Origin of the sequence: Nostoc parmelioides FACHB-3921 (genome assembly GCF_014696625.1) — a bacterium.
GTDB lineage: Bacteria > Cyanobacteriota > Cyanobacteriia > Cyanobacteriales > Nostocaceae > Trichormus > Trichormus parmelioides.
This window is the reverse complement of record NZ_JACJQL010000001.1, coordinates 89784-110782: the sequence shown is the minus strand read 5'-3', so window position 1 is coordinate 110782 and position 20999 is coordinate 89784. Positions and strand designations below refer to the sequence as shown.

The following is a 20999-nucleotide window of genomic DNA, read 5'->3' as shown; positions in this document are numbered from 1 at the left end:
CAAAGAAGAATAACTATTGACTATTGACTATTGACTATTGACTATTGATTATTTACCACAAACTGGGCTTGCAGGTTATCACAGGAACCCTCATAAACAATGCGTCCGGCATCTAGAACGATCGCTCGTTGGGCATATCTAGCAGCTATTCCCAAATCATGCAGAACTGCGATGACTGTCATACCTTGCTGGGCGTGTAATTCTGCTAAAGTTTCCATTACTTGTTGGGTGGCGATGACATCTAATCCCGTTGTGGGTTCATCGGCTAGGAGTATTTGCGGTGATTGAATTAAAGCACGAGCGATCGCTACTCTTTGTTGCTGTCCACCACTGAGTTTGCTGGTTTTTTGGTAAGCTAACTCTCTTAAACCTAACTGTTCGAGTAATTCTAATGCCAATAGGCGATCGCGTTTGGGAAAGCCAAATAATGTCTGCCAAGTTGTTCTCGTGCCGAGTCTACCGCATAATACATTTTCAATGGCTGATAACTGGGGAATTAAACCACCACCTTGAAACAACATTCCAACATCGCGGCGAATTTGGGGAAGTATGCGGCTATTCATCGCTACGCCGTTGATGTGGACTTCTCCCCTAACTAATGGCACTAATCCCACAAGCGATCGCAATAATGTAGACTTACCAGCTCCATTGAGTCCTAGCAGTACAACAAATTCACCCTGTTTGATTTGACAACTAATCTCGTTGAGGATGGGGCGATTCAAAGAGCCAACATAAGCTGTCTCTAAGTTGTGACATTCAATTACGTAATCACTCATCCTCTGACTTGAAAGGGGTGTAGGGGTGTAAGGGTATAAGGGTGTAGAAAAAGACATCTTTCCTGTTTGACTGTGAAACCTGCTTCATCAGGACTGTCTTGGTCAATTTCATCAATTTATGAGAATTAGGACTTACGCATGAAAACGAAAAATCAAGGGCTTTGGCAAGGGTATAGGGGTATAGGGGTGTAAGAGCTTTAAACCTATACCCCTACACCCTTACACCCTGTCTAGTTAATAGTGCTTAAATTAGTACTCATAACTCTTGACGGGCTGAACGCCCTGCTAGCGCTTACAGCACTAAATTTTATGGTTCGATGCCAACGCGTTTAAGAGCATCACGAACTGGTGCTAAGTGACGATTGTGATCAACTCTCACTAATTCGGTGGAGTTGTACAAGTTACGTAGCAGAGGGTTATTTTGTGACTGATTTAACTTGAGTAGAGAATTAATAACTCTTTCTCTATCGGTTGCAGCAACGTCATCATCAATAGCTATACCGTGAGCAGGTACACCAGAAATTTTATGCAGTACTCGCAACTGATTTTTTTCTTCTGCTGTAATGTACGGTGGAAACATGGCATATTCTGAAACAACAGCCACATCTGCTTGACCACGTAGTAACGCTTGTAAGGCTTTGCTATAGTTACCACCATAAGCAACTTGACCAAAGAAACCATCAAGGCGATCGCGGTTAGGGACAAACCCCTGTTTCACTAATTCACTAACAGGGAAAATAAACCCTGAACCTGAGGTGGGAGATGTAAATGCCATTTTTTTGCCCCGTAGCTGTTCTAGGGTGGCTTTGGCATTATTTCTGGATTTCAATGGGCTATTGTTGCGGACAACAAATATCGAATTATAAGTGAATCTACCAGAATAGTTGTCACGTACTTCCGCTAGATACAGACGAGCATTGGCTAATTGTTCAGCTTTCAAAGCTGGGCGACTACTCAAAAAAGCCACATCAGCCCGGTTCGCTCTTAAAGCTTCCACTGCCGCAGTATCATCACCTATCTGTGCTTTGACAGGAATACCCAAATCCTTTGATAAAAAAGCTGCTACAGCATCTGCTTTAGATTGCAAATCTGTCGAATCAGAACGACTGGGAAAAATTACTGTTAAAGTCTTCAGTTTTTGGGCAAGTAAGCGCGGCGCTTGTTGATTAGAAATAGAATTAGCAGTTGTCGCTTGGATACCGCTAACGGTAGTAACTGCTACACCCATTAGCGCCATCAATGCCGCGCCAGCACCTAACAAGCCTTTTTGGCCTACACTCATTTGCACATCTCCATCAAGAACTATTTGCAGTATTTTTGCAAATTAATTTCAACTGTCCCGATAAAAGAATCTAGAGCTTTTAAGAACAAAAGTCAATAGTGAAATGTACAAAACTAGTTAGAGGAGGTAAGCTAATGCGCGTCTAAATTGCATAACTACTAATAAGGGCTATTAACTGTTAACTGTTGACTGTCAACAGCCCTGACGATGGATTATGTAACTTAAAAGCAAAATAGCCGAGCATTTTCCCGTCAAGTTGTTGACAGCATACATAAAACTTGTTCAGGTATTAGCATATTTACCTGCATAGTGATGAGACACTGTTTTGTAGGGAAGCACTCAATTAAATTATTTGAATAGAGAATAAATATTGCTGCTTTTAGTAGATAAAATACTGATTCTGTTAGTGTAATTATGACCATAGTCATATACAAAGACGGTTGCAGTTGTCTACAATAAAACTAGGAAAATCAACGACATCTGTGACAACAATCAGCATAAGTATGCTCTAATTGTGGATGTTTTGAGAAGGGAAAATTATGAAACTAATTCTAAAACGCACACTTCTCCCCAGCCTTATGGCTGCAAGTTTAGCAGGTATTACCTTGGTTCCTTTACAACCTGCTGCTGCTGATAACCGAGTAGTTGAAGATGCAGCCATTGGAGCCGGTGCTGGTATCTTAACCGGGGTATTCACCAGATGTGGTTCGGTGTTAGATAATGCTGCTAAGGGTGCGGCGGCTGGCGCTGCTGTTAACGGTGCAAATGGTTTGAGAAGAAATACCAGAAACCGTAGTGTGATACAAGACGTAGCTGTAGGTGGTGGTGCTGGTGTAGTAACTGGCGCGATTACTGGTGGTTGCAGAAGACCTCTCAACAACGCTATCAATGGCGCAGGCGCAGGGGCAGCAGTCAATATCTGGCGTAATAACCAGCGCAGAAGATAAAACCAATTCGCAATAGCCTTCGGCAAGGCTAACGCCAACGCAATAGCCTGGTGCAACGCGTAGCGTCTCGTAGAGAAGGCTAACGCCAACGCAATTCGCCATAACTTTAAAGATAATAGATAATAGGCGCTCTTGGCGATTACCTATTGCTTATTAAGCAAAACCCATCCCTTTGTGGATGGGTTTTTTGTAATAAAAATACAATGGTTTCCGACCAATTGCCAGTAGTTAACTTCTATAGCTGTAGCCTATCAACAGTCAACAATCAACAGCTATAAATTTGAGTTTCTTCATTGAAAAGCATTTTTAACCTTTCAACGCCTTTCTAAAATTACGGCGATAAGAACCATTGGCAACAAATAAAGCTGGCCAAAGCAATGCTAAACCTATCTTATTGGGCAAAGATTGGGTGAAATTTGTTCTTGAGAAACCATTCCAAAACTTCCACACACCACCTATATAAATCACAATTAAGCCGAAAATAATTAATTTTCCCATTACCATCAACTCCGTTAATCAATGAAGTAATTCGAGATAAATATTTCCGCAGTACGTAAGCGATAAATTATCCACATTAATCCCAGTATGACTCAACTTTCTACAGATGGTTTATGCAAGTGTATCTGTACTAGTATTTTTTAAAATTAGTGTTGTTTCATGATACATTCTCTCATGAGGTTATAGATTTTACCCCTATTTCTCAATTAACTCATAAGAACATCTATTGTCAGGATAGAACAATATTATAAGTAAAATAAACTGCCTAATCAAAGCGGAACAAAGCAAACTTTATTTCTATATTACTTTTTCCTTCCACTTGGTTGCTTCTTCAGTTTTTGGTAGCTAGCATAAATAAACTGATTCAGTCCAGACCCCCATAAAACATAAGCACTTGTGGCAATGGCGTTTCGACCGACCGGAGGTGATTGCCAAAACAGCATAATAAGTACTTTTGCTTATTTACTGTCAGATGCTTCTTACGGGGGTGTTTCAAATATCAGTATCCATAGGAAACTAGATAAAAACACAATATACTCTCACGGGTTTAAACGCAGCCAATGCTGCAAAAAGTTAAGGAGGATTTATGCGTGCAGTGCTGATGGCAGGCGGTTCCGGAACGCGACTTCGCCCGTTAACTTGCGATCTACCAAAACCAATGGTACCGATCCTCAATCGCCCAATTGCCGAACATATCATTAATCTCCTCAAGAGACATCACATTACAGAAGTTATTGCCACGTTGCATTATCTACCTGATGTCTTGCGAGACTATTTTCAAGATGGCGGTGATTTTGGGGTGCAGATGACCTACGCCGTCGAAGAAGACCAACCTCTAGGAACAGCCGGCTGTGTGAAAAACATTGCGGAACTTCTGGACGAAACTTTTTTAGTAATTAGTGATGATAGCATCACAGATTTTGACTTAGGAGAAGCGATCGCTTTTCACAAAAAACAACAGTCAAAAGCTACTCTAATTTTAACAAGGGTTCCTAACCCTATAGAATTTGGTGTAGTGATCACCGATGAAACAGGCAAAATTAAACGCTTTTTAGAAAAACCCTCTACCAGCGAAATTTTTTCTGATACCGTTAATACTGGAACATACATTCTGGAGCCAGAAGTTTTAGAATATCTTCCATCTAATACAGAATGCGACTTTTCTAAAGATTTATTTCCTTTACTACTGGCTAAAGATGAGCCAATGTATGGTTACGTTGCCGAAGGTTACTGGTGTGATGTCGGACACTTAGATGCTTATCGGGAAGCTCAGTATGATGGTTTAGAACGTAAGGTAAAACTAGATTTTGCTTACAGGGAAAATTCTCCTGGCTTGTGGATAGGACAAAATACTTATATTGACCCCTCTGCACATATAGAAGCCCCAGCCGTGATAGGTAACAATTGCCGTATCGGTGCGAGAGTACAAATTGAGGCTGGAACTGTGATTGGAGATAATGTCACTATTGGTGCTGATGCCAATCTCAAGCGTCCGATTGTGTGGAATGGGGCAATTATTGGAGAAGAAGCCCAGTTGAGTGCTTGTGTAATCTCTCGTGGAACCCGTGTAGACCGCCGCGCCCATGTGTTAGAAGCCTCTGTAGTTGGTTCTTTATCCACGGTTGGGGAAGAAGCCCAGATTAGCCCTGGTGTCAGAGTTTGGCCTAGTAAAAAGATTGAATCAGGGGCAATTTTAAACATCAACTTGATTTGGGGTAACACCGCCCAACGAAACTTATTTGGGCAACGTGGGGTACAAGGATTAGCCAATATCGACATCAGCCCAGAGTTTGCGGTGAAGTTAGGGGCTGCTTATGGTTCTACTTTAAAACCTGGTGCGAAAGTAACTGTGTCCCGTGACCAACGTAATGTTTCCCGCATGGTGACGCGATCGCTCATTGCAGGTTTAATGTCTGTAGGTGTGGATATTCAAAATCTTGATGCAACAGCCATCCCCATCGCCCGGACAGTGATACCCACAATGGGAGTGGCTGGGGGAATTCATGTACGAGTACATCCCGATCGCGCCGATTATATCCTGATAGAATTCATGGATCATAAGGGAATTAATATCTCCAAAGCCCAAGAAAAGAAAATTGAAGGGGCTTACTTTAAGGAAGATATGCGCCGGGCTTTAACCCACGAAATTGGTGATGTGGCTTACCCCAGCCAAGTTATCGACCTTTACTGCACAGCTTTTGAGAAACTGTTGAATGTTTCTACCCTCAACAACAGCCGGGCAAAAGTCGTAATTGACTATGTTTATGCTGTGTCTGGGGCTGTTTTACCCCAAATGCTAGATAAATTTGGTGCTGATGCAGTAGTCCTCAACGCCAGTTTAAATAAAAATGCTGTCACCACAACAGATCGGGAAACACTGCTAACTCAGTTAGGTCATGTGGTGGAAGCGTTGAAGGCTAATTTCGGTGTCCAAGTCTCCGCTAACGGCGAACAGCTAATTTTAGTTGACGAATCAGGCTACCCCATTCGCGGCGAACTATTAACCGCACTGATGGTAGATATGATTTTGACTTCCAACCCCAGAGGAACGGTAGTTGTGCCGGTTCATGCTTCCAGCGCAGTGGAACAAGTCGCCCGTCGCCATGATGGTAGGATCATTCGCACCAAAGCCAATGCGACAGCTTTGATGGAAGCTTGTCAAAAAAATCCCAATGTGGTGTTAGGTGGTAGCGGCGAAACTGGCTTTATCTTTCCCCAACTGCATCCGGGGTTTGACTCCATGTTCTGCATTGCCAAGATCATTGAAATGTTAACCATACAAGAGCGATCGCTGGCTACTGTAAGATCAGAATTACCCCGTGTAATTTACAGAACCCATACCATCCGTTGTCCCTGGTCGGCTAAAGGTGCATTGATGCGCTACTTGGTGGAAACTCACCCAGCCCAAAACCTCGAACTCATCGATGGGGTGAAGATTCGCCAACCTTTTGATGACAGTTGGCTGTTAGTTTTACCAGATGCTAGCGAACCGTTAGTACATTTGTATGCAAATAGTCACGAGCGCGACTGGGTAGATGAGACGGTGCGGGATTACCGTTCCCGTGTGCAGAGTTTCGTAGAGAGACAGCAGGAATATCACCCGGCGGAAGTGTGAATAGTTGATAATATGGGCGGTAATGGGTAATAGCTAATTGGTAATTGATTTTTACAATTAGCCATTACCCGTTACCAATTACCAAATACAAATATGAGTCTGTCAACACAGACAAATAATTAGTTAATGTACAAAAAAACGAGCGCGGAGGGATTTGAACCCCCGACCCACAGAACCGGAATCTGTTGCTCTATCCACTGAGCCACGCGCCCTTCTTACTGGCCGATTATATCATACTCCAGAATATTTTGGGCTAAAGATAATCTGCCGGGTTGACTGGTGTACCATTGCGGCGGACTTCAAAATGCAGATGTGGCCCAGTAGATAAGCCTGTAGAACCAACAGCCGCGATCGCCTGTCCTCGTTGTACTGTTTGCCCCTCGGCAACATATAATTCACTGGCGTGTCCATACAGTGTTGTGATACCACCGCCGTGATTAATAATCACAGTTCTACCATAACCGCCATACCAGCCAGCAAAAATCACTGTTCCCGAATCGGCTGCCCTGATTGTACTGCCATAACTAGCGGCAAAATCTAACCCGGCGTGAAACCTGCGATAGCCGAGAATGGGGTGTACCCGCCAACCGAAGGGGCTACTTGTAGGTGCATTACTAGGAAAGGCAAATAGTCCTGTTCCTTTGATCAAGATATTTGTCCGGCTGTTGGTTTTTGCTTGCGCTTCTTCTCTGGCTTTGGCTTCGGCTACCTTTTGTTGGATTAACCCTTCCAGGTTTTTAGAATCTCTCTCTAGTTGATTTTGTGCGGCTTCTAGGGCGAGGCGATCGCTACTTAAGCGTTGTATTAATTCTGACTGAGATTGGGCTTGAGCTTGATAATCAGATTTTTGTGTCAATAGTTGTTCCCTAATCAAAGCAACTTCGTTTTTTTGCTCCTCTAATTCCGTTTTCTGCTGATTAATCAAGTTGGCTTGGGTGCTGAGTTTCGCTAAAATTTGCTGGTCTGCCTGATAAACTAACTTCAACTGATGACGACGACTGAAAAAATCACTGATATCTCTGCTTTGCAATAAAACAGCCCATCCCTGACTGAGAGGCGATCGCTGAAGATATCGCAATCGTGCTACTGTGGCAACTTGACGTTCTTCATAAGCACGTTCTGTCACAGCTAATTTGGCCTCTAGCTGCTGGAGACGCTGGCTAGCCTGTTGTAATCGCAATTCACTATCTTTAATTTGACTGTTGGTGGTTTGCAAATTGTTAGCAATACCAGTCAGGCGGTTTTGCGCTGCTTGTTGGAGATTAGTGAGGCGATCGCGTTCTTGTAAAACATTTTGCCTTTCTTGTTGAATTTGTTGCTGCTGCTGTTTTAAGGTATCAATGGAAGAGGAATTATTAGCAAATACTGGTAGTAATACTAAAAATACGCACAAAACACAGCACAATACAATACATAATTTCCAAAATCTTTTTTGTTGGACAATTGGCGCTTTCATGCCGTTATCTTCAGCCAAGGAATTGCAAGCATAAACAGCATTGTTCCCTAAACCTAGACAAATCTAACATTGAGTCATTATTCACCCTGTTTCTACATCTCAATAATGTATAAATTGTTTTTTACGAGATACAGGAAAAGAGCAATATACAACCAAAGTAAGCTGTTACGCATTTAAATTGTATATTTCGCACTCAGGTTGTCAAAAGTCCACAGTCCAGAGTCTAAGCTAGCCTTTAAATCTGGACTCTTGACTATGGACAGCCCTGACGCAAGAGTATTTGATTTAGGTGCATATCACCTTATGAATTCTTATGGTTATTACTTTAGGGTCATGTTAGTACACAACAATGTAAGTAAAGATACGTGTGGACTCAGTAAAACACCCCTTACCTGTTCGTAGCAGGGTAAATCACTCATTTAATTATGGATTCTGTCCCAATTGAAACGGCTACTTCTCTAAATTCGGAAATCCTCCAGATTACTCCACCAGAGACAACACTCACGCTAGCTAATCAATCTAGTATTCGCATTCCTAAGGATGTAATTCGCACTAGTTTAAAAGCATCAACTGTCGATTCTGTATTTGCAACAGTTTATTCTTTGGGTACTGGTGGGATTTTGCTGAGTAATTTCTTAGTAGAGTTAGATGCTAGTCCCATTGTGTTCGGGATGTTGTCTTCAATTCCCATGTTGGTCAATCTAATTCAGCCATTGGGAGCTTACTTATCTGAGCGTACCACCAGCCGTTGTCGATATTCTATGTTGATTTATGGCACGGCGAGGTTTTCATGGCTGATTTTATTGATCGGGATAATTTTATTCACCAAGGGAAGTGTCGATGCTCAACAATTAGAAATATTGACGTTATCAATTCTATTAATCACAAATTTATTGGGAGGATTAGGGAGTGCTTCTTGGTTAAGTTGGCTAGCAATGATCGTTCCTCGGCGTTTACGAGGTAGGTATTTTGGGTTACGTAATAGCGCAGCTAGCTTGACTAACTTGATTTGTGTACCCTTAGCTGGGTTGCTTGTCTCTCACTGGTATGGTGGAACTATCCAAGGTTATGGCGTAGTACTTTTAATTAGTATCTTGTTTGGGTTTTTGAGTTTGGGGTGCCAATACTTCAAAATAGATGTGAATCCACAATTACAAAATGAGGTTGTCCAATATCCTCAAAATAATAAAGTTAGTGATACATCTGCATCCACCTTACATCTGACAATTATTCCACCAGAAACTGAGTCTATTACCATTTGGAAAAACTCAAATTTCCTGATGTTTCTGGTTTATTTTGGTCTGTGGATGTTAGCTGTAAATATTAGCGCCCCGTTTTTTAATTTTTATCTGCTAGACACATTAAATCTAGATGTGAGTTGGGTGACAATTTATGGCAGTTTTCTAGCGGCAGCTAATTTGCTGATGTTAATGTTATGGGGCAAGTTAGCAGATAAAATCGGGAATCGACGTATTTTAATTTATATAGGAATTTTAGTAGCGCTGACACCATTATTGTGGCTAGGAATTGGTATTAACACTTTAGATATTTGGCTATGGTTGCCTTTATTACATATTTTATTGGGCGGAACTGCGGCAGCTATTGATTTATGTAATAACAATATACAGCTAGGGATTGCACCCTTAAGGAATCAGTCAATTTATTTTGCGATCGCCTCTGCTGTCGCTGGTGTCAGTGGTGCTGTAGGCACAACTATAGGTAGTTTTATCGCCCAATTCACCCAATATGGAGGTTTATTGGCAGTTTTTGTTCTATCTACTGCATTGCGCCTGTTAGCGTTAATTCCCTTGTTTTTTATCCAAGAACCGGGGAAGTGATGGGGAGTGGAGACTGGGGAGATAAAGGAAGTAATTATTTCCTACTCAACAATTAACAGTCGAAACTCCCCACTCCCATTTATTCAGCAGCTGTGGAACTAAGACTCATCGTCTCCCACAGCACCATAGGGGGGGTTGTAGGGACGGGTTGGTGTAGGGCAATTAGTTGAGATAAGGTGTTTTTTAACTGGGTACGAGGTACAATGTCATCGACAAAGCCGTGCTTGAGCAAGTCTTCTGCTGTTTGAAAGTCGTCTGGCAGTTTTTCTCGGAGGGTTTGCTCAATAACTCTGCGACCTGCAAAACCAATTGTGGCTTTTGGTTCTGCCAAAATAATGTCTCCTAACATGGCGAAACTAGCCGTTACGCCGCCAGTGGTGGGATTTGTTAATACGGGGATATAAAGTAATCTCGCGTCGCGGTGGCGTTCTAAAGCGGCGGAAATTTTAGCCATCTGCATCAGAGAAAGCATTCCTTCCTGCATTCTCGCTCCCCCAGAGGTGCAGATGATGACTACTGGGTAACGTCGTTGGGTGGCTTGTTCAATCAGGCGGGTAATTTTTTCGCCGACAACGGAACCCATACTACCGCCCATGAAGCGGAAATCCATCACAGCTAAAGCAACAGGTAAACTGTTGATTTGCCCCAAACCAGTTTTAACTGCGTCTAATAGGCCGAGTTTGTCTTCCATTTCCCGGAGGCGATCGCTATAGGCTTTGCGATCGCGGAACTGCAATGGATCGGTAGCCCGCAGATTTTCATCCATCGGCCTCCAGGTATTCTGATCTATCAGTTGGCGGATGCGCTCATCACTATCTACCCGATTATGATGTCCACATTCAACACAGACCATTTGATTAGCTCTTAGGTCTTTAGTATATGTCAATACACCACATTTAGAACACTTGTGCCATAGCCCATCGGCAATTTCGCGTTCTTGGCGTTCGGGGTTGGTTGCACCCGCTTTACGTCGGTTTGCGAACCAATCAAATAGAGACTTTAAACCGCGTGATTCTTCGTTGTTCGCCATTTTTATCTTATTCAAGTGGGATACGAGGTCGAAAATAGGTCAATCTGTTCTGGGAAGTTAATAATCATAAGTTCTTGACTACTAATTTTTTCCCTTTACTCTTGACTACATCGTCAAAATACGCTTATAAGCAATTGAGACATTAATTTTGCATCTTTGGTTGCCAGCTTAACGAAAATACTGATACCAATACAAGTCTCTAGTTCATCACATCTTGTAAATGTATTGGCAAAATTAAAGCTATTGGAATATCAACCCTACCACAAGACGCTTTTCCCCAACCCCAGCTTGAATTCTTGCTCCTAATCTCAAAATTTATGTTGCTAGTTGATGAGCAATCAGCATCTATGTACATTAGTTGCGCTAGCCAACAGGTGCTTCTTGCGGACTTACGAATAGCAACGAAAAGCTCAAGCATTCAGGAGTATGGTGGTATAGTCGGCTGGTGAGCCTCACCAAACGAGGTATAGGCATTTAAAAACCTCATACCTTGCCAAAGCGAGGATTTTCATTGCGTAAGTCCTATTTCGTTAAGAGGGTGATACAAGTCACAAGCTGATATTATCAAAATCTCAAGTATCAATGGGGTAATGAACGTTACAGTTGTGGGGAATAAGGAATGTGGCTTGTAAGGTTTTTCATCATGTAATGAGTGATGACTATAAAACCAACTAAATAGTCTGAGTTTGCAGCGACAAAACTACGAGGAAAGTTGTCATGGTAACTGTTTTGCTAGATTTAGAAACGATCGCCGTGGTAGTTCTGACAAATATTTCGTCTCTGCAAGTGCTATCGTTGTTCTAAATTGCTCAATACCTCAAGATTTGACATGACTAGCTTTAATTTAAAGTAGCTAAAGATGTCATACTTAGTACTATCAACAGATAAAGTTCGCCCTAATAACGCGTTTCAACGTGTATACAGTATGGAAACTACTTCAAATGTAATTCCCGAATTTGAAAAACTATTTAGACAGAAGTTACAATTAAATAATTGCAAGCTGAAAAAGAAAAAGCAAGAGAATAATTACGAGATTATTACTCCGGCAAAAGATATTTTTCTGATGTATTGGTGCGAATTTCCCGAAATCAAGCTAGTATACCAGCCTATAGGAGTACGTACCAAGCAAACTGTGGTTTATGAGCAGGCTATTCGCTCTCATATTAACTTTTGTGTCAGCAGTATCCAAGAAGGCGACAAGGTTTCTGCCAACTAGACAGATAAATGGCGATCGCTCACCGTAGGCGATCGTCAAACCCAACAAAGGCTCAAGGGATAACTCAAATTTTCGATAAAAAAGACAGAATATCTTAACATTCTGTCTGTATTAATATTTTTTTGTCAACATTAAAATTCATTAATAATCGTTGCTCACTGCAACAATAATATAACGATTTTAACAGTACCTAGTCCGCACCACAGCACTTGTTTCACCAATACGCAAAAACAAGTTAAACAAGCTTTTCCACAGCTGCACTAAACTGCTCATAAGGGGAAACTCCCACAATCTTTTCTGTTAACTCACCATCTTTAAAAATTAACACTGCTGGAATACTGCGGAGTCCAAACCTTTTGAAGAGAGGTTTATTGTTGTCTACGTCTACCTTAACCACTTTCACACGGCCTTTGTACTCATCAGCAAGTTGATCCATTAATGGACTGACAAGACGACATGGGCCACACCAAGTAGCAGTAAAGTCAACAACAACGACTTTATCTTCACTTAAAACGGCATCAAATTCATTTTCTTGAACGTAAGTAACTGTATCAGTGGTCATTAATTTTATTTCCAGTATCAAACTAAAATTTTTGTAAACAGAAGAAGATAAAAGTTATGATTGGTTCTGTGTTGATACAGTTAGTTGTTCACCGCAGATACCTGATCAAGAACCTTCTTATCAGTTCTTGGTGCCTTACTAGGGAAAATTTTGCAATACAGACATTACAAGATATTAAAAGAAAAATGCTCCTTTTAGTTCTTGTGTAATCATTTCATTCATGCTAATTACAAGATTCCTATCTCTTAATAGATATACTCTCATGAAATGAACAATTAGCGCTCTATACTTGGTTGCATAGAGCGCTGAGAGTATTTTAAGCTTTAAGCGGGCATAATTTGAACAATGAGCGAGCGTTTATCAAGTGACTGGACTTTTCCTACTTGACTCAGATCAGTCACAATGCGTTCTAGCATTAGTCCTGCTTGTTCTCGATATTGATTTTCTCGACCCCGTAAACGAATAGCAAATTTAACGGAATCACCTTTACTCAACCACTGAAGCGCTTGCTCAATACGTAAATTATAGTCAGCCGCACCAACATTAGGGCGAAATCGGACTTCTTTGACTGTGGGTCTAGCACTTTGACCCTGGCGTTTTTTCTTCTGATACTGTAGCTTACCGTAGTTAAGAATTTTCGCTACTGGAGTGTCTTTGCTTTGCGAAACTACAACTAGGTCAAGCTCTACACTCTGGGCTAACTGTAGAGCTTCGTAGGTATCGATTAAACCACGATTATTATTCTCATGGTCAATCAAGAATACCTGGGGTGACTTGATTTGGGAATTAATCAGCTGCTTTTGGACTACGATAATCGCTTCCTCCTAATTTTCAATGCCTTGTCTTGCAAGTATTACTAAGGTAACACAGTACTATCTATATTGTTTACTATAAAATATTACTTCATCACTTCCTTGATGACCTTAACCAAAAGGTTGATTTTTTTAATGTAAAGTGAATTATTTTTGCCCTTGATTATTTATAAATATTTTATGTTAGTGATTTTCTTTATTTGGATTGTTAAAATGTGGTGAAGATAAAGTGAGCATTTAAGTTATGGTTACGCAGAAATTTGATAACACATTGGCTGCTATCGAGTTAAATGCAGCGAGAAAATTAAATTGGGACTATCAGGAATTTAAACAGCATTTCCATTTTCAAGTAAATCATAACGCTATTGAGATAGAATCCCAGAAGGATTTACTCAAAGAACCAGATTTGCAAAATTTAAAGCAAGCTTTGTTAGATTATGGTTTTCAATACAAAAAAACCATAGATGATTCTGTTTTTGTTTTTGAGAAAGATGTTGAATTAAGGTAGAGCAAAATTAAAGTGATTAACTAATGTTGGGCGATCGCCAGAATATTTTCCCAAAAAATACCCTATTGAAAATTCTCTGGGTTTAACTCTTGACTATTTTCTGAGGAAGTATTTATCTCATTACTTAATACTTCCTTAGTAAAATATTTTAAAGTTGAAGCTAAAGCCAGTTGGGAGGCTATTTGATACGTAATTTCTGGAGACATTTCTTTGTGTTGATTCAACAATTCAACAAAGCTTTCAAAGTCACGCATTACGCAATATCTGTGTAGGGCGGATTTTCTATCTATTTGATGAAATTTTTCGTCAATTTTCTCTCTAGCTTCTTTTTCAGCCTCAGAGATGGAATTAACGAATCCGTTGTGGTGACATAATTCACCAGAAATCTTGTAGTAATAAGCTTTTCCGCTTAGTTCTTCTTCTTCAATAGTAATGGAATGAAACTTATACTCAATTTTGTACTTATTAGATTCCATAAATAGCAGACATCATATAGTTTGACATAAGTTGTCTCCAAAATTATGAGTGGTTAGAGATGGAAATTCCGGAGACAAGCTTGTCAATAACAAAAGGTAAAAACCTATTAATATCAGAAACAAAATTTGTGCCCGACTTTTATTCTCACTCCTTATTTTAACACGAGATTTAACAAGACTACATAATCTCTCTCTGAAAGCCTGATGAGATATGAATTTTACGAAGATCTAGTAGCTGATTTGTAGTTTAACTTTGGAGTTAATATTTTAAGCGAATGTATATGTAAAATATGATTTATCTGTTTTAAATAGAAAGAAAATTAGTTAAAAATCCGTAATTTACCAAGACATTATGCAAAAAAGAGAAGAACGAGGAGAGAAAAAAGAGACATTAAAACTCGTTTTGTATCAGTTGACACCCTGCTTGGGTAATGTTCCACCAGGAATAGACCCGCAGCTTCGTCGTTAATAAATTACTCAAATAAGCTATTCTGCTTTTAAGGTGCATAATCCATAGAGAAAGCGGTTGATCGTTGACCGTTAACAGTCAACTGTCCTTATTAATAGTTATGCAATCTAGGCGTGCATTAGCTTACTTGGCGAATATCTCCAGGATAAAATAGCCGATATGTAGCTATGCGATCGCCTGACCTAACACGACTCAACTACAATATATATAGATATTGTTGAGAATTGTATAGTTAGGGTCTAGCTGTCATGGCTCCCGCCGTTTTAATTCAAAATCTACAAAAGCGTTACGGTACTGTTGAAGCCGTCAAAGATGTTTCTTTCCAGGTAGAACCAGGGGAAATCTTTGGTTTACTCGGCCCCAACGGTGCAGGTAAAACCACTACTCTACGTGCTTTGTGTACCCTCACCACTCCAGATGCAGGCAAAATCGAGGTATCTGGTATTTCTGTGTTGGATAATCCCAGAGTAGCTAGACAACGGCTAGGCTATGTTGCTCAAGAAGTTGCCTTAGATAAAGTGCTAACAGGAAAAGAACTGCTGCAATTACAAGCAGCACTTTATCACCTCCCCAATGCCGTAGCCAAACAGCGAATCGAGACAGTTTTAGATTTACTCGGTTTACAAGAATACGCCAATAAAAAAACCGGAACTTATTCTGGTGGTTTACGCAAACGCCTAGACTTAGCGGCTGGCTTACTGCACTCGCCAGATGTGTTGGTGTTAGATGAACCAACAGTAGGACTTGATATTGAAAGCCGTTTTGTGGTATGGGAATTCTTGCGAAAACTCAGAGCATCGGGGACAACGGTGGTGATTACCAGCCACTATTTAGAAGAAATTGACGCGCTAGCCGATCGCGTGGCTATCATTGACCGTGGTGTAGTGATTGCCGTTGGTACACCTTCAGAGCTAAAAGATAGGGTTGGAGGCGATCGCATCACCTTACGAATCCGCGAGTTCTCCCCCACAGCAGAAGCAGAACAAGCTAAATCTCTACTACAAGGACTACCTTTTGTCAAGGAAGTTATCATCAACAACGCGCAAGGTAATTCCTTGAACCTGGTAGTAACACCACAAAATGATGCTTTAATTACCATCCAGCAAGCACTCAACAACGCCAGCCTACCAATTTTTGGTATCGCCCAATCCCGTCCCAGCCTCGATGATGTCTATCTAGCAGCCACCGGACGCACCCTACTGGATGCCGAATTAGCAGCAGTAGCCAACCGCGACCCCAAAGCCGAAAAGAAACAGAACATGAGATAGGTAAGCTATTCTGCTTTTGAGTTGCTCGATCTATCGTGAGGGCTGTTGACAGTGAACAGTTAACAGCTAACAGCCCTTATTAGTAGTTATGCAATTCAGACGTGCATTAGCTTATCGCTCAACCGTCAACAGTCAACTGACAACTAACAAACATGAGTGTCACCCCAAAATCAGATATCAATTGGCAACCAGCCACATCACCGCAAACGAACCTTAATACTGCACCTAACTTTTTTGGTGATTTAGTGCAGGAAACCCTGGCTTTAACTCGTCGCCTGTTTATTCAATTACAACGCCGTCCCTCCACCTTATTAGCTGGGATTATTCAGCCTGTAATGTGGTTGGTGTTATTTGGCGCTTTGTTCCAAAATGCTCCTAAAGGCTTATTTGGGAGTACAACAAATTACGGGCAATTTTTAGCGGCAGGTGTAATCGTATTTACAGCCTTTGCCGGAGCATTGAATGCTGGTTTACCTGTAATGTTTGACCGTGAGTTCGGCTTTTTGAATCGGTTATTAGTTGCTCCCCTTGCTTCTCGCTTTTCCATTGTCTTTGCTTCAGCTATCTTTATTGTCAGCCAAAGTTTACTGCAAGCTGCCGTAATCGTTGGTGCGGCAGCGTTTCTAGGTGCTGGCTTACCAGATATAGCGGGACTGGGTGCGATCGCCTTAATTGTCTTCCTACTGGCTTTAGGTGTCACTGCAATTTCCTTAGGATTGGCTTTTGCCCTACCTGGACACATTGAATTAATAGCAGTAATCTTTGTTACTAACCTACCATTACTTTTTGCGAGTACTGCTCTCGCTCCTTTATCCTTTATGCCCAAGTGGTTGCAGGTTGTTGCTACCCTCAATCCCCTCAGCTACGCCATTGAACCAATTCGTTATCTTTATCTCCACAGTCATTGGGGATTGGGTGATGTGGTCATGCAAGCACCTTGGGGTGATGTCACTTTTGGAGGAGCCTTGCTAATATTGTTTAGCTTTGCTTTTGTTGCATTGTTGAGTATTCAGCCCCAACTACGGCGGACTCTTGCTTAAAATCAAAGCAGGATGGTGTTAGAGGAATTTTAGAGTCAAAATCCATGAAAAAACTATTTTTACCAGTAACCAGACTCTTAGTAGGTTTAGCAGGAATCAGCTTTGCTTCCTTCATGACTGCACAGCCAAGCCTGGCTCAACTCGGCACAGTAGATGCAGGTGGTAATAATTCAGACAACCAAAATAATAACCTGAACTTCGACTCTGGCAATTTCAATATGTTTGACCTCATCCATCGGGCAAACTTAGGAAATGGCTCATTTGACTCTAATAGCAAAAGTCAACAAATAGACGATGCAGCTAGGGCATTTAGAGAAAGGCAAAATAAGGCTACTACTGTTCAGCCCCAGGGACAGATACTTCCCACTTTGCCAGCCAGTGCGACACCATCAGCTGATAGTCCATCAACTTTGACTATCCCTGGTAACAATTAATTTAGGGAGTAGGGAGTAAGAGAAAAATCAAAAGTGATGACTCCTTACTCACTACTCAGTACTTAACTTACAGCCCCAAAGCAGCTAAAACATCGCTAGCATGGGTTGTTGTGTTGACACTAGCATCAACATGAACAATTTTACCGTCGGGGCCAATTACGTAAGTGACACGCTTGGCATAACCGCCACCATCAACGTCGTAAGCGCTGATTAAGGTTTTATTAGTGTCAGCCAGCAAGGGAAAATTCAGATTATATTTTTGGGTAAATGCTTGATGAGAACCTTCATCATCAGCACTCACACCCAAAACAACTACATCCTTGTTTTTGTAATCAGATTGAGCATCACGGAAGCTACAAGCTTGTTTAGTGCAGCCTGGTGTGTCATCTTTGGGGTAAAAATACAAAACCACTGTCTTACCAGCAAAATCAGATAGCGAAACGGTGTTACCGTTGGTATCTTTGACGGTAAATGCAGGTGCATCCGTACCAACTGCTAGAGGCATAATGAACCTTTCCTGTTTCAGATTTTTGATGACTTTGAAATTTTACAATAATTTACAATAGTTTCATGACAATCTTAGAAAACTGGGGATTGGGTATTGGTGATTGGAAAAAATTCTTTTCCTGTCAAATTCCCAGTATTCAATCCTAATTACGAATTAAAAATTATGCCTATAATGGACTCCCCAACACCTAAAGCTTTCTCGTACCCACAAACCACCATAGAAAGAGCAAGGCGATCGCTCATTTGTTCTCCCTTCAATATTGGACTATTTGCAACTATGCGTAGTCAGAGCGTTTCCGTAGGTGCGATCGCCAACGAAGCCGGTGTTAAAAACGGTTATACCAAAAATCCATTATCAGAATTGACTTGCGATAATGAATTAGATTGGTTAATCCAAGTGGGTTTATTACGGCGAGAAGTGGACGGGCAAGGCATTACAGATAGTTTCCGCCTCACTCCCCTGGGACACCAACTCATAGAAAAATACCAAGGAAAAAACCTGCCTGCACCTTCATGGCGCGATCGCCTATACGATATCGTGATTCGTTGGTTTCGACTTCCGTTTTGAAGATAGGGGTATAGGGGTATAGGGGTATAAGGGTTTGGGGGTATAGGGGTAAATCTTTCTTTTCCTCACACCCTCACACCCTCACACCCTTACACCCTTACACCCTTACACCCTCACATCCCTTGTACTAAAACAGAACCTCAAAAGTTAGGATGAGGCAATTCTAGGGAACAATATATACGGAGAAACATCAACCCATTTATGAAATCTTTACCATTTTCATTTGATTGAATTGGTGAGATTGTTAATTAGGGTTTGATGAGTAAGTCATGACGCTGGTATATTCTCTAAACTTGCGGACAATGCCTGTCACCAATTTACTCCAGTAGCTGCCCGAATTTCTGACATTTGAGCAGTAAATTGCTATATTATCCCCCAACTATCTCACCCCTTATTTTTGAATAACTAAAAGTGGCTATGAAATCAATAATGGTAGTGGGAACAACATCCCACGCTGGAAAATCACTGATAAGTACGGCTATTTGTCGCATTTTGTCCCGGCGTGGTTGGCGAGTGGCACCCTTCAAGGGGCAAAATATGGCATTAAATGCCTATGTCACAGCCAATGGGGGAGAAATTGGCTACGCGCAAGCAGTACAAGCCTGGGCAGCAGGGGTGGTACCGTGGGTAGAAATGAATCCAATTCTGCTCAAACCCCAAGGAGATATGACTTCTCAAGTCATTATCAGAGGTAGACCTGTAGGCCGAGTCAATGCTGCTGACTATTATGAGCAGTATTTTGAACCAGGTTGGCGGGCAATTGAAGAATCTCTACAACATTTAGGAACTGAATTTGATTTAGTTGTTTGCGAAGGTGCGGGTAGTCCAGCAGAAATTAACCTCAAGCACCGTGACTTAACTAATATGCGGGTAGCAAAATATTTGAATGCCCCAACTCTATTAGTAGTTGATATTGACCGTGGTGGTGCTTTTGCTCACGTAGTTGGCACACTAGAATTATTAGACCCAGAAGAACGCCAACTAATTAAAGGTGTAGTGATTAACAAATTCCGGGGACAGCGATCGCTCCTAGACCCAGGAATCAAATGGTTAGAAGAACGGACTGGTATTCCCGTGGTCGGTGTAATTCCCTACTTACAAGAAATTTTTCCCGCCGAAGATTCCCTAGACTTGTTAGAACGCAAAACCCACAAAGCCCACGCAGATCTTCAGATCACCGTCGTTCGCTTACCGCGAATAGCCAACTTTACCGACTTCGATCCCCTAGAATCAGAACCCACCGTTGCCGTCAAATACATTAGCCCGAAACAAGATTTAGGACACCCAGACGCAGTAATTTTGCCAGGGACAAAAACTACAATTGCTGACTTGATATTACTGCAAAAGACTGGCATGGCAGAAGCAATCCAGAACTACGCAGCGTCCGGGGGTACAGTTTTGGGTATTTGCGGCGGTTATCAAATTCTGGGGCAAATGATCGCCGATCCAGAAGGTATCGAAGGGCAAGCTGGTAGATATCAAGGCTTAAATCTCTTACCAATTAGAACCGTCATCACCGGACAAAAGATTGCTCGTCAGCGCCAAGTTAGCTCAAATTTCCCACAACTGGGCTTACCCGTCAACGGTTTTGAGATTCACCAAGGGCGATCGCGCGTGGAACCACAAGGCGATAACCAAGCTTTCCAACCTCTATTCGATGACGTTAACTTAGGGTTAGTAGATAGTTGTCAATCTGTTTGGGGTAGTTATCTACATGGATTGTTCGACAATGGCCCCTGGAGACGAGCTTGGTTAAATCGTCTTCGTCAACAACGCGGTTTAAAATCTCTACCTACAGGTGTGGCTAACTACCGCGAACAACGAGAGCAGATGTTAGATAATATAGCTACTGAAGTAGAAAACCATTTAGACTTGACTCCTTTTCTGCCCTAATGAGGCTAGTATCTCATGAATGTTCGCGTCCGATTCTTGCCAGATAATGTCACCACTAATGCTGAAGTGGGAGAAGCCCTATTAGATGTAGCAGATCGGGCGGGAGTATTCATTCCCACTGGTTGTCTGATGGGTTCATGTCATGCTTGCACTGTGGAACTTGAAGATGGTGAAGTCATCCGTGCTTGTCTTAGTGCTGTACCACCAGGGCGCGAAGAATTAATTATTCATCTATTCAGCGACCCAACTTGGTAAGAAAATGTAGCCCTTAGTTTCTTGTAAGAGTTGCTACAATCTAGCCAGA

General features: G+C 41.6%; 20 protein-coding genes and 1 tRNA gene. 11 read left to right on the top strand and 10 right to left on the bottom strand.

Annotation, left to right across the window (positions count from 1 at the left end; genetic code table 11):
• Positions 1 to 41: 41 nt before the first annotated feature.
• Positions 42 to 776: a phosphonate ABC transporter ATP-binding protein gene (locus H6G14_RS00420; RefSeq protein ID WP_190565194.1), complete on the bottom strand. Its 735-nt coding sequence runs from the start codon at positions 774 to 776 to the stop codon at positions 42 to 44.
• Between the two features lie 307 nt (positions 777 to 1083).
• Entirely contained in the window at positions 1084 to 2058 is a 975-nt protein-coding gene (locus H6G14_RS00415; protein WP_190565193.1) for a phosphate/phosphite/phosphonate ABC transporter substrate-binding protein, read from the bottom strand.
• A 539-nt stretch (positions 2059 to 2597) separates the two neighbouring features.
• Between H6G14_RS00415 and H6G14_RS00410 the strand changes: the two genes are divergently transcribed.
• Positions 2598 to 3005, top strand: a complete 408-nt coding sequence (locus tag H6G14_RS00410) for a hypothetical protein (protein WP_190565192.1) — start codon at positions 2598 to 2600, stop codon at positions 3003 to 3005.
• Between the two features lie 306 nt (positions 3006 to 3311).
• On the opposite strand, the gene H6G14_RS00405 is transcribed toward H6G14_RS00410, so the two are convergent.
• On the bottom strand, positions 3312 to 3503 hold the full coding sequence (locus tag H6G14_RS00405; protein ID WP_044521340.1) for a hypothetical protein: 192 nt from the start codon (positions 3501 to 3503) through the stop codon (positions 3312 to 3314).
• A gap of 586 nt (positions 3504 to 4089) precedes the next feature.
• On the opposite strand from H6G14_RS00405, the gene H6G14_RS00400 reads away from it, so the two are divergent.
• Positions 4090 to 6618 carry a mannose-1-phosphate guanyltransferase gene (locus tag H6G14_RS00400; protein ID WP_190565191.1) on the top strand — a complete coding sequence of 843 codons (2529 nt, stop codon included), beginning with the start codon at positions 4090 to 4092 and terminating at the stop codon, positions 6616 to 6618.
• Positions 6619 to 6757: 139 nt separating this feature from the next.
• Here H6G14_RS00400 and H6G14_RS00395 read toward each other — a convergent pair.
• Both H6G14_RS00395 and H6G14_RS00390 read right to left on the bottom strand, forming a co-directional pair.
• Positions 6758 to 6830, bottom strand: a tRNA-Arg gene (locus tag H6G14_RS00395).
• Positions 6831 to 6871: 41 nt separating this feature from the next.
• Positions 6872 to 8074 (bottom strand): murein hydrolase activator EnvC family protein, encoded by a 1203-nt coding sequence (locus tag H6G14_RS00390; protein WP_190565190.1) that lies wholly within the window; start codon positions 8072 to 8074, stop codon positions 6872 to 6874.
• A gap of 425 nt (positions 8075 to 8499) precedes the next feature.
• On the opposite strand from H6G14_RS00390, the gene H6G14_RS00385 reads away from it, so the two are divergent.
• Positions 8500 to 9912: an MFS transporter gene (locus H6G14_RS00385; protein WP_190565189.1), complete on the top strand. Its 1413-nt coding sequence runs from the start codon at positions 8500 to 8502 to the stop codon at positions 9910 to 9912.
• 79 nt (positions 9913 to 9991) lie between these two features.
• Here H6G14_RS00385 and accD read toward each other — a convergent pair whose 3' ends face one another.
• A complete protein-coding gene (accD, locus tag H6G14_RS00380; RefSeq protein ID WP_190565188.1) occupies positions 9992 to 10942 on the bottom strand; it encodes an acetyl-CoA carboxylase, carboxyltransferase subunit beta in 951 nt (316 codons plus the stop codon).
• Positions 10943 to 11867: 925 nt separating this feature from the next.
• Between accD and H6G14_RS00375 the strand changes: the two genes are divergently transcribed.
• Positions 11868 to 12158 (top strand): hypothetical protein, encoded by a 291-nt coding sequence (locus H6G14_RS00375; protein ID WP_190565187.1) that lies wholly within the window; start codon positions 11868 to 11870, stop codon positions 12156 to 12158.
• A 235-nt stretch (positions 12159 to 12393) separates the two neighbouring features.
• Here the strand turns inward: H6G14_RS00375 and trxA are convergent, their stop codons facing one another.
• Both trxA and infC read right to left on the bottom strand, forming a co-directional pair.
• Complete coding sequence (gene trxA / locus H6G14_RS00370; protein WP_190565186.1) at positions 12394 to 12720, bottom strand: thioredoxin; 327 nt, start codon at positions 12718 to 12720, stop codon at positions 12394 to 12396.
• Positions 12721 to 13043: 323 nt separating this feature from the next.
• The gene (infC, locus tag H6G14_RS00365) at positions 13044 to 13511 is read right to left on the bottom strand and encodes a translation initiation factor IF-3 (RefSeq protein WP_338421173.1); all 468 of its coding nucleotides are present in this window, start codon (positions 13509 to 13511) and stop codon (positions 13044 to 13046) included.
• A gap of 265 nt (positions 13512 to 13776) precedes the next feature.
• Here infC and H6G14_RS00360 point away from each other — a divergent pair, with 265 nt between their 5' ends.
• Positions 13777 to 14040 carry a hypothetical protein gene (locus tag H6G14_RS00360; protein WP_190565185.1) on the top strand — a complete coding sequence of 88 codons (264 nt, stop codon included), beginning with the start codon at positions 13777 to 13779 and terminating at the stop codon, positions 14038 to 14040.
• 62 nt (positions 14041 to 14102) lie between these two features.
• On the opposite strand, the gene H6G14_RS00355 is transcribed toward H6G14_RS00360, so the two are convergent.
• Entirely contained in the window at positions 14103 to 14516 is a 414-nt protein-coding gene (locus H6G14_RS00355; protein ID WP_190565184.1) for a hypothetical protein, read from the bottom strand.
• 717 nt (positions 14517 to 15233) lie between these two features.
• Here H6G14_RS00355 and H6G14_RS00350 point away from each other — a divergent pair.
• The 3 genes from H6G14_RS00350 (at position 15234) to H6G14_RS00340 (ending at position 17727) form a co-directional block, all read left to right on the top strand.
• Complete coding sequence (locus tag H6G14_RS00350; RefSeq protein WP_190565183.1) at positions 15234 to 16253, top strand: ABC transporter ATP-binding protein; 1020 nt, start codon at positions 15234 to 15236, stop codon at positions 16251 to 16253.
• Positions 16254 to 16405: 152 nt separating this feature from the next.
• Positions 16406 to 17293 carry an ABC transporter permease gene (locus H6G14_RS00345; RefSeq protein ID WP_190565182.1) on the top strand — a complete coding sequence of 296 codons (888 nt, stop codon included), beginning with the start codon at positions 16406 to 16408 and terminating at the stop codon, positions 17291 to 17293.
• Between the two features lie 44 nt (positions 17294 to 17337).
• On the top strand, positions 17338 to 17727 hold the full coding sequence (locus tag H6G14_RS00340; RefSeq protein WP_190565181.1) for a hypothetical protein: 390 nt from the start codon (positions 17338 to 17340) through the stop codon (positions 17725 to 17727).
• Positions 17728 to 17794: 67 nt separating this feature from the next.
• Here the strand turns inward: H6G14_RS00340 and H6G14_RS00335 are convergent, their stop codons facing one another.
• Complete coding sequence (locus tag H6G14_RS00335) at positions 17795 to 18232, bottom strand: peroxiredoxin (RefSeq protein ID WP_011317083.1); 438 nt, start codon at positions 18230 to 18232, stop codon at positions 17795 to 17797.
• A gap of 165 nt (positions 18233 to 18397) precedes the next feature.
• Here H6G14_RS00335 and H6G14_RS00330 point away from each other — a divergent pair, with 165 nt between their 5' ends.
• From H6G14_RS00330 to H6G14_RS00320, 3 genes are all read left to right on the top strand, one after another.
• A complete protein-coding gene (locus H6G14_RS00330) occupies positions 18398 to 18802 on the top strand; it encodes an Npun_F0494 family protein (RefSeq protein WP_190565180.1) in 405 nt (134 codons plus the stop codon).
• 417 nt (positions 18803 to 19219) lie between these two features.
• The gene (cobQ, locus tag H6G14_RS00325) at positions 19220 to 20695 is read left to right on the top strand and encodes a cobyric acid synthase CobQ (protein ID WP_190565179.1); all 1476 of its coding nucleotides are present in this window, start codon (positions 19220 to 19222) and stop codon (positions 20693 to 20695) included.
• Between the two features lie 15 nt (positions 20696 to 20710).
• Positions 20711 to 20950 carry a 2Fe-2S iron-sulfur cluster-binding protein gene (locus tag H6G14_RS00320; protein WP_190565178.1) on the top strand — a complete coding sequence of 80 codons (240 nt, stop codon included), beginning with the start codon at positions 20711 to 20713 and terminating at the stop codon, positions 20948 to 20950.
• Positions 20951 to 20999: the final 49 nt, after the last annotated feature.

Bases quoted from the DNA above. Each gene is read 5' to 3' on its own strand.
- H6G14_RS00420 (WP_190565194.1), bottom strand. From the start codon at position 776: ATGAGTGATTACGTAATTGAATGTCACAACTTAGAGACAGCTTATGTT.
- H6G14_RS00415 (WP_190565193.1), bottom strand. From the start codon at position 2,058: ATGAGTGTAGGCCAAAAAGGCTTGTTAGGTGCTGGCGCGGCATTGATG.
- H6G14_RS00410 (WP_190565192.1), top strand. From the start codon at position 2,598: ATGAAACTAATTCTAAAACGCACACTTCTCCCCAGCCTTATGGCTGCA.
- H6G14_RS00405 (WP_044521340.1), bottom strand. From the start codon at position 3,503: ATGGGAAAATTAATTATTTTCGGCTTAATTGTGATTTATATAGGTGGT.
- H6G14_RS00400 (WP_190565191.1), top strand. From the start codon at position 4,090: ATGCGTGCAGTGCTGATGGCAGGCGGTTCCGGAACGCGACTTCGCCCG.
- H6G14_RS00390 (WP_190565190.1), bottom strand. From the start codon at position 8,074: ATGAAAGCGCCAATTGTCCAACAAAAAAGATTTTGGAAATTATGTATT.
- H6G14_RS00385 (WP_190565189.1), top strand. From the start codon at position 8,500: ATGGATTCTGTCCCAATTGAAACGGCTACTTCTCTAAATTCGGAAATC.
- accD (WP_190565188.1), bottom strand. From the start codon at position 10,942: ATGGCGAACAACGAAGAATCACGCGGTTTAAAGTCTCTATTTGATTGG.
- H6G14_RS00375 (WP_190565187.1), top strand. From the start codon at position 11,868: ATGGAAACTACTTCAAATGTAATTCCCGAATTTGAAAAACTATTTAGA.
- trxA (WP_190565186.1), bottom strand. From the start codon at position 12,720: ATGACCACTGATACAGTTACTTACGTTCAAGAAAATGAATTTGATGCC.
- H6G14_RS00360 (WP_190565185.1), top strand. From the start codon at position 13,777: ATGGTTACGCAGAAATTTGATAACACATTGGCTGCTATCGAGTTAAAT.
- H6G14_RS00355 (WP_190565184.1), bottom strand. From the start codon at position 14,516: ATGGAATCTAATAAGTACAAAATTGAGTATAAGTTTCATTCCATTACT.
- H6G14_RS00350 (WP_190565183.1), top strand. From the start codon at position 15,234: ATGGCTCCCGCCGTTTTAATTCAAAATCTACAAAAGCGTTACGGTACT.
- H6G14_RS00345 (WP_190565182.1), top strand. From the start codon at position 16,406: ATGAGTGTCACCCCAAAATCAGATATCAATTGGCAACCAGCCACATCA.
- H6G14_RS00340 (WP_190565181.1), top strand. From the start codon at position 17,338: ATGAAAAAACTATTTTTACCAGTAACCAGACTCTTAGTAGGTTTAGCA.
- H6G14_RS00335 (WP_011317083.1), bottom strand. From the start codon at position 18,232: ATGCCTCTAGCAGTTGGTACGGATGCACCTGCATTTACCGTCAAAGAT.
- H6G14_RS00330 (WP_190565180.1), top strand. From the start codon at position 18,398: ATGCCTATAATGGACTCCCCAACACCTAAAGCTTTCTCGTACCCACAA.
- cobQ (WP_190565179.1), top strand. From the start codon at position 19,220: ATGAAATCAATAATGGTAGTGGGAACAACATCCCACGCTGGAAAATCA.
- H6G14_RS00320 (WP_190565178.1), top strand. From the start codon at position 20,711: ATGAATGTTCGCGTCCGATTCTTGCCAGATAATGTCACCACTAATGCT.